This window comes from Segatella copri (genome assembly GCF_003465495.1).
Taxonomy (GTDB): Bacteria; Bacteroidota; Bacteroidia; order Bacteroidales; family Bacteroidaceae; genus Prevotella; species Prevotella copri_G.
Genome location: NZ_QSAV01000028.1, coordinates 43,530 through 50,946, shown reverse-complemented (window position 1 = coordinate 50,946; position 7,417 = coordinate 43,530). Strand labels below are relative to the sequence as shown.

The 7,417-nt window shown below is 49.4% G+C and carries 7 protein-coding genes; 6 read left to right on the top strand and 1 reads right to left on the bottom strand.

From position 1 onward, the window contains the following. Nucleotides 1-165 precede the first annotated feature (165 nt). Entirely contained in the window at nucleotides 166-2,082 is a 1,917-nt protein-coding gene (locus DWV53_RS09620; protein ID WP_118153191.1) for a DNA polymerase III subunit gamma/tau, read from the bottom strand. A 68-nt stretch (nucleotides 2,083-2,150) separates the two neighbouring features. On the opposite strand from DWV53_RS09620, the gene DWV53_RS09615 reads away from it, so the two are divergent. The 6 genes from DWV53_RS09615 (at nucleotide 2,151) to DWV53_RS09590 (ending at nucleotide 7,366) form a co-directional block, all read left to right on the top strand. After that, nucleotides 2,151-2,498 (top strand): FtsB family cell division protein, encoded by a 348-nt coding sequence (locus tag DWV53_RS09615; protein ID WP_117691582.1) that lies wholly within the window; start codon nucleotides 2,151-2,153, stop codon nucleotides 2,496-2,498. After that, nucleotides 2,482-2,907: a hypothetical protein gene (locus DWV53_RS09610; RefSeq protein ID WP_118153189.1), complete on the top strand. Its 426-nt coding sequence runs from the start codon at nucleotides 2,482-2,484 to the stop codon at nucleotides 2,905-2,907. Before DWV53_RS09615 ends, DWV53_RS09610 begins: the two co-directional genes overlap by 17 nt. A 150-nt stretch (nucleotides 2,908-3,057) precedes the next feature. Continuing rightward, nucleotides 3,058-3,882 carry a DUF4369 domain-containing protein gene (locus tag DWV53_RS09605; protein WP_117727574.1) on the top strand — a complete coding sequence of 275 codons (825 nt, stop codon included), beginning with the start codon at nucleotides 3,058-3,060 and terminating at the stop codon, nucleotides 3,880-3,882. Between the two features lie 69 nt (nucleotides 3,883-3,951). After that, entirely contained in the window at nucleotides 3,952-5,286 is a 1,335-nt protein-coding gene (locus DWV53_RS09600) for a dihydroorotase (RefSeq protein ID WP_118153187.1), read from the top strand. A gap of 44 nt (nucleotides 5,287-5,330) precedes the next feature. Beyond that, entirely contained in the window at nucleotides 5,331-6,152 is an 822-nt protein-coding gene (locus tag DWV53_RS09595; RefSeq protein WP_118153185.1) for a vitamin B12 dependent-methionine synthase activation domain-containing protein, read from the top strand. After that, nucleotides 6,149-7,366 carry a metallophosphoesterase gene (locus DWV53_RS09590; RefSeq protein WP_118153183.1) on the top strand — a complete coding sequence of 406 codons (1,218 nt, stop codon included), beginning with the start codon at nucleotides 6,149-6,151 and terminating at the stop codon, nucleotides 7,364-7,366. The genes DWV53_RS09595 and DWV53_RS09590 overlap by 4 nt, the downstream gene beginning before the upstream one ends. Nucleotides 7,367-7,417: the final 51 nt, after the last annotated feature.

Genomic DNA, 7,417 nt, shown 5'->3' with positions numbered 1-7,417 from the left:
AAGGTAACTATCGCGAAAAAAACTGAATACTGAATACTGAATAACCTCTTGGGCATCATACGCCCGGGTATAATGGCAGCATTTGGGGAAGATAGTACTAGTTTCTCCACTCCGTATAGGTTGTCCTACATGGAGTGGAGAATTTCGTATCGTGTGGAGTATCTTCTATGTCATGACCAGATCCAGGTCCTTTGTGAGCTTTTTCATCGCAGGGTTCTTCTCCATAAGAAGTTCCAGAACTTCATTCTTGGTCAGAACCTTGCCTACCTCTTCCTGGTCGGCAAGGCGGTAGGTGATGCTCAGTTCGCTGTTGTGAAGACCTAAGACGAAAGTCTTGAGAATGCGGTTCTTGATGTTCAAAACGTCGTCTAATAAGAGCTGGTTGTTGATGATAACCTCTATCTGCGGATAGTTGGTTATCTTCGGTACAATACTCTTCATGCGGTTGGCTAAGCCTATGAAATCCAGCTTGTTCTGCATTCTCATGCACATACTGAACCATGTTGCTTCCACCTGCTCCTGGGTGAACTCGTTCTGGTCGCCCGTGATGGTCGCTTTTTCCTCATTGGTATCATCATACGGACTGTGCAGGCGGCGCTGGTTCTCATCCCTCTTCTTCAGGTTAGAGAAAGTCATGCCTATGCCGCCCAGCTTGATATTCTTGAGTCGTGGCTTATGAGGCGATGCAGCATCAGTAGCAGCTCCGGCAGCGGCTGAGCCTTCTGGAGAGGCAGATGCGGCTGCGGTGGCAGATGTAGAATAAGATGCAGCATTAGAGGCTGCAGAAGCGGCTGCCGGTGCCCCTGACGAAGGCACAGCAGTAGCTGTAGCAGCAGACGTTCCCGGCTGTGAAGACCGGTTTTCGCTGCTGCCGGAAGGCTCAGAACCTGCACCCTGAGAGGCAAGCTTAGACTGAGCCAGGAGTTTCTGAAACAGGGATTTTAATCTATTGGGCGTACGCCCCGCACTAGGCACATCCTGATTCTCGGGCTGCGTAATCTGGCCTATCTGTATCAGGGTGAGCTCTACCAGTAATCGCTTGTTGCTGCTGGCGCGGTAATGGATATCGCACTGGTTCATCAGTTCCAGCGCCTTATATAAGAAAGGTGTAGGAGCCTTCTGGGCCTGAGCCTGGAACTTGGCTTTCTGGTAGTCGCTGGTTTCGAGCAGAGGCAGGGTCTGAGGGTCCTTCGCCATCATCACATTGCGTACATGCTGGGCAAGCCCCTGAATCATGTTGCCGCCATCGAAACCGCGGCTCAGAATGCCGTCGAGCGTTACCATCATCTCGGGCACCTTATTCTCCAAAGCCAGATCTACCAGACGGAAATAGTTGTCGCTGTCGAGCACGTTCAGGTCCTCGATTACCTTCTGGTAAGTGATGTTGCCCATGCAGAAGCTGGCAGCCTGGTCGAAGATAGAGAGGGCATCGCGCATACCTCCGTCAGCCTTTTCGGCTATCACGGCGAGCGCCTGCTCTTCATATTGTATGCCTTCCTTCTCGGCCACCATCTTCAGGTGGTTGATGGTATTGGCTACCGTCATTCGCTCGAAGTCGTAAATCTGGCATCGGCTCAGGATGGTAGGCAGAATCTTATGCTTCTCGGTAGTGGCGAGGATGAAGATGACATGCTGAGGCGGCTCTTCCAGCGTCTTGAGAAAGGCATTGAAGGCGGCTGTAGAAAGCATGTGGACCTCATCGATGATAAACACCTTATACTTGCCCACCTGAGGCGGGATGCGGGTCTGCTCCATCAGAACCTTAATCTGGTCAACACCGTTGTTGCTGGCGGCATCCAGCTCGAAGATGTTGTAGGAACGCTGCTCATTGAAGGCACGGCAGCTCTCACATTCGTTGCATGCCTCGCCGTCTTCGCGAGGGTGCTCGCAGTTGATTGCCTTCGCAAAAATGCGGGCACAAGTGGTCTTTCCCACACCTCTCGGACCGCAGAAAAGATAGGCGTGCGCCAGCTTGCCGCTCTTCACTGCATTCTTCAAAGTGGTGGTCAATGCACTCTGTCCGACAACCGAATCGAAGGTCATCGGACGGTACTTTCTTGCAGAAACTATATACTCTTCCATTATTTTTTCTTAATTGATGATGCAAAGATAACAAAAAAATATTATCTTTGCAAACAAATTCGGAAGAAATGAGTAAAAAACTTGGTATTATATGGAATTATCTCGCTCATTATAAGTATCTTATAGTGATTGTAGCGGGTGTTCTGGTAGTTGGTGTGGTTGACGACAACAGTGTAAGACAGCACATTAAGTACCAGATAGAGATAGCTACGCTCCGTTCGGAGATAGAAAAATATCGTGAGCAGTATGAAAACGACAAGCATACCCTGCGTGATATGCAGCATGGTGTGCGGGCATTTGAGAAGATAGCCCGCCAGCGTTATTTCATGAAGGCTGATGATGAAGACATCTTTGTATTGAGTTCGGATATTCCGGAAAAAACTAACGAACAAGACGAAAATGAAACAATTGAGTAAACTGGAAAGTGTTATTTTCTTGCTGGGCGGCGTGCTGATGGTTGTCGGTGCGGCTTGCTTCGCATTTGGTTTTTCACATCCGCAGCTGGTGCAGGTAACGAGCTGGGGGTTCCTGCTGGGCACCATACTCTTCAGTGTAATGCAGGCGATGCAGGTCTATGAGGGACCTTCGCTGGTTATCCACCGCCTGAAGCGGATGCAGTATGTGGCAGACATCTTCTTCGTGCTCTCAGGCATCTCGATGGTAGATACGGTGTATGCCTTCCTGCGCCGCTGGTTTGAGAATTATGAGACCTATATCACCTATTTCTATAATAAGTGGGTAGTCTTCCTTCTCATCGCAGCCCTGCTGGAACTGTATACCACGCATCGCATCTCTCATGAACTGAAGAAGGAAAACAATCAGTAATATAGAAAGGACGAGAAAAAAGCTTTCGGTGGGCAATAGGAGTGCAAACAAAACATAAATCTTGTAAGAATGAATTAAATTGCTGCAATTTATTTCGTCAGTTCAAATTAAGATTGTACTTTTGTTCACCGAAAGTGATATAGATAGCTTATGAATAGAATATTTTACGCATTCATTGCCTTGATGGCACTAGCATCTTGTGCCAACAGTTACGATATCTCGGGTACTTCTAACGTAAGTACTCTGGACGGACGCATGCTGTACCTTAAGATACTGGAAAACAACGATTTCAAGAACGTGGATTCTTGCGATGTAGTGCACGGACAGTTCCATTTTCAGGGTTCTGTCGACTCTATGAAGATGGCGAATATCTTCATGGATGATGACCCTGTGCTGCCGCTGGTGCTGGAGAGTGGAAGCATTACGGTGAAGCTCGATGATACACAGCAGGTGGTAAGCGGTACTCCTATGAACGATAAGCTCTTCGGCTTCTTCAAGAAATACCAGCAGATTCAGAATCAATTACGCGAACTGGTACACAAGCACGACCAGGCTATCATGAATGGTAGCGATATGGTGGCTGTCAACAAGCATCTGAACGAGGAATCCATCCGCCTCTCTGAACAGGAAGACAAGCTCATCACTTCGTTTGTTACCGACAACTTCAACAATGTGCTGGGACCGGGCGTCTTCTTCCTCGTTACAATGGGCAACCAGTATCCGATGCTCTCTCCTTGGATTGAGGATATCATGAGCAAGGCTACCGACTATTTCAAGAATGATCCTTATGTAAAGGACTATTATAAGAAAGCTCAAGAAAATCAGGAGATTATGAACGGTACCCGAGATGCGCAGGGCGGCATGCAGCCAGAGATGGAAGCGGCTCCACAGGTAAATCCTGATGCGGCTCCGGCACCTACAGCCAACGAACTGGCTGCGCCTACGATTCCTGAAAAACAGGAAGGTCAGGAGTAGAAACAGGGCTCTTTCAAGGTCTTGGGCATTAACATCTTGTAAAACTCTTCATTTTATAAGTTTAGTAATATGAAATTAATCAAGAATGGAACCATTATAAATGAGGGTCGCTCTTTTGTGGGCGACCTCTTGTTGGATGGTGAATTTATCAAGGAGATATATGAAGGCGAGGCACCCCGTGGCAATTACGATGAAGTCATCGATGCCTCGGGGTGTTTTGTTTTGCCGGGTGTGATTGATGATCATGTTCACTTCCGTGAGCCGGGACTTACGCAGAAGGCTGACATCGAGAGCGAAAGCCGTGCAGCTGCCTTTGGTGGTGTGACCAGCTATTTCGAGATGCCTAATACGGTGCCTCAGACTACCACTCTGGAGGCCTGGCAGGCAAAGCGGCAGCTGGGCGCAGAGAAGAGTCATGTGAACTACAGTTTCTTCTTTGGCGCTACCAATGATAATGTAAATGATTTTGAGCAGCTCGATACGCATCGTGTACCGGGCATCAAGCTCTTTATGGGTTCCAGTACGGGCAATATGCTGGTGGATAAATATGAGGCACTGCAGGCTATCTTCAAGAAGGCGAAAGAGTTGGATTTGCCGGTGATGACCCACTGTGAGGATACCGAAATCATTAACCGCAACATGCAGCTGGCTAAGCAGAAATGGGGTGAGGACCCTGCCGTAGAACATCATCCGGAAATACGCAGCGAGGAGGCTTGCTATGAAAGCAGCCGTCTGGCGGTGCAGCTGGCTAAGGAAAGCGGGGCGCATCTCCATATCGCCCACGTTACTACGGCTAAGGAACTGGAGTTCTTTGGTAAGGATGAAAATATTACAGGCGAGGCTGTTGTGGCTCATCTTATGTTCTCGGATAAAGATTACGCTGTGAAGGGCGCACGCATCAAATGCAACCCTGCTGTAAAGACCGTTGCTGACCGCGATGCTTTGTGTAAGTCGCTGAGTAATGGCAAGATAACTGTAGTAGGTACCGATCATGCTCCTCATCAGTTGAAGGATAAACAGGGCGGTTGTGCCAAGGCTTCATCAGGTATGCCGATGGTACAGTTCTCACTGGTAAGCATGCTGAAACTTGTTGACGAAAAGATAATCAGTATCGAGCGTCTGGTTGAACTGATGTGCCATAATCCAGCCCGTCTGTTCCATATCAGTCAGCGCGGTTTCCTGCGTCCGGGTTATAAGGCAGATGTCGTTGTGGTGCGCAAGGGAGAGCCTTGGAAGGTGACCGAAGAGGTGATTCAGAGCAAGTGTAAATGGAGCCCTGTAGAGGGTGACGAGTTTGCATGGAAAGTGGAACAGACTTTCTGTAACGGTCATCTTATCTATAACAAAGGCGTGTTTGATGCCGCTTGCAGAGGAGAGGAACTGGAGTTCAGAAACAATTCCTGAAAAGGGAAATCTTACGGGGATTGTAAAATAAAATATCGTATCGGATGCGAAGAATAGTATACAATATAAGCGAAATTGAGCCATATATCAACTGGCTATATTTCTATCATGCCTGGGGATTGAGCGGCAAACCTCGAGAGGAAAAGGAAAAAATGAAGGCTGAGGCGCTCGATATGCTCCATTCATGGGAAGGCGAATATCATACCTATGCCGTCTTCGGACTCTTCGAGGCGAACAGCGAGGGGGATGATATCTGGCTGGAAGGGCAGAAAGTCCGCTTCCCGATGCTCCGACAGCAGCATCCGGCGGCTCAGGGAGAACCCAATCTCTGTCTGGCTGATTTCATCCGTCCTCTGGGCAGCGGAATAACAGACCGGCTGGGTATCTTCTGCACGACGGTAGATGGCGGTCTGGAGAAGAAATATCGCTCGGACGACTACCTCAATATGATGGCACAGACACTCTGCGACCGGTTGGCTGAAGCCACGGCAGAGAAGTTGCACGAAGAGGTGAGACGCAGCATCTGGGGCTATGCTCCCGACGAGCAGCTGAGCATCGAAGACCAGCATCTGGAGCGCTATCAGGGCATCCGTCCGGCTATAGGATATCCTTCGCTGCCCGATACCAGTGCCAACTTCATCATCGACCAGCTCATCGATATGAGTCAGGTGGGCATCCGGCTCACCACAAGCGGAATGATGACGCCTCATGCCAGTGTTTCGGGGCTGATGTTTGCACATCCCAAGTCGCGGTATTTCGAACTGGGACGGATAGGAGACGACCAGCTTCGCGACTATGCACAGCGCAGAGGAGTGCCCGTGCAGGCAATGAAAACGTATCTTCAATCAAGTTTGATCAAGAAATGATAGCAAGAATATTGATACCCGTAGTGGTATTCACCCTGTTGCCGTATCTGTGGATATATAAAAGGTACGGCAAGTTACGGCTGAAGAGTCTCTGGCAGCGGGTGCTCTTCTGGTTGCCGGCTTTCGTGGTTATCGCCTACAGCGCATATATCACGATGCTGCCCAACTTCCTGCCACGCAATCCGGTGCTCATCGACATCTGGTTTGTGATGATGGCAGTATGTGCGGTTCCGCAGTTTGTCTTCAGCCTGTTCAGTGTCTTCGGTTGGTGCTGTATGAGGCTTCTCCACGGCCATCGCAACTGGGGCAAGCTCCTCGGACTGGTAGTGGGAGCGGTGGCGTTCTTCTGCTTTATCTACGGATTTACCGAAGGTTTTCCTAAGATGCAAGTCAAGCGTATCACCATCTATGTACCCAATCTGCCGAAGTCTTTCGAGGGCTATCGCATCGTTCAGTTCAGCGACATCCATCTCGGGTCATACTATGGCTGGCGTGGTCATCTGCCTCAGCGCGATATCGACAGTATTAATGCCGAAAAACCTGATCTGATTTGCTTTACGGGTGATTTACAGAATGTTACACCCGATGAACTGCCTGAGTATCAGGCGCTGCTCAGCAGTCTGAAAGCCAGAGATGGCGTGATGAGTGTGCTGGGCAATCACGATTACACCTATTATATGGATGTAGATGACGAGCAGGAGATAGCTGCGCTCGAGAAGCGGATGCAGGACTTCCAGCGGAGTTGCGGATGGCGCCTGCTGATGAATGAGCATGTGGCGGTGCATAGAGGCGCTGACAGCATCTATGTGGCTGGTACAGAGAACTATGACAAGCCAAAGCGCACTAACGTAAGGAAGGCGCTGTATGGCATCAGACCGGGCTCTTTCGTGCTGATGCTGCAGCATATTCCGAAGCAATGGCGCGAGACCTGGCCTTCTACTATCAATAAGGAGAAGGATGAGGATGGCGATGTGATAGGACCTGACAGGAAGGATTCGCTGGTCGTAGCACCGCAGCTTACGCTGAGCGGTCATACGCATGCGGGGCAGATCAGTATTCTGGGCTTGCGTCCGTCGATGTTTACTCCTTATGATTACGGTCTCTTCGAGGAGGAGGGTTGCCAGCTCTATACCACATCGGGTCTGGGCGGTACCGTTCCAATCCGCATCGGGGCTACGGCAGAAATCGTGGTCATCACACTCAAAAGAAAATGAGGGGTGTTGAGTGTTTAATGTTAAATATTGAGTGTTAAATTATTCATTCTT

Bases quoted from the DNA above. Each gene is read 5' to 3' on its own strand.
- DWV53_RS09620 (WP_118153191.1), bottom strand. From the start codon at position 2,082: ATGGAAGAGTATATAGTTTCTGCAAGAAAGTACCGTCCGATGACCTTC.
- DWV53_RS09615 (WP_117691582.1), top strand. From the start codon at position 2,151: ATGAGTAAAAAACTTGGTATTATATGGAATTATCTCGCTCATTATAAG.
- DWV53_RS09610 (WP_118153189.1), top strand. From the start codon at position 2,482: ATGAAACAATTGAGTAAACTGGAAAGTGTTATTTTCTTGCTGGGCGGC.
- DWV53_RS09605 (WP_117727574.1), top strand. From the start codon at position 3,058: ATGAATAGAATATTTTACGCATTCATTGCCTTGATGGCACTAGCATCT.
- DWV53_RS09600 (WP_118153187.1), top strand. From the start codon at position 3,952: ATGAAATTAATCAAGAATGGAACCATTATAAATGAGGGTCGCTCTTTT.
- DWV53_RS09595 (WP_118153185.1), top strand. From the start codon at position 5,331: ATGCGAAGAATAGTATACAATATAAGCGAAATTGAGCCATATATCAAC.
- DWV53_RS09590 (WP_118153183.1), top strand. From the start codon at position 6,149: ATGATAGCAAGAATATTGATACCCGTAGTGGTATTCACCCTGTTGCCG.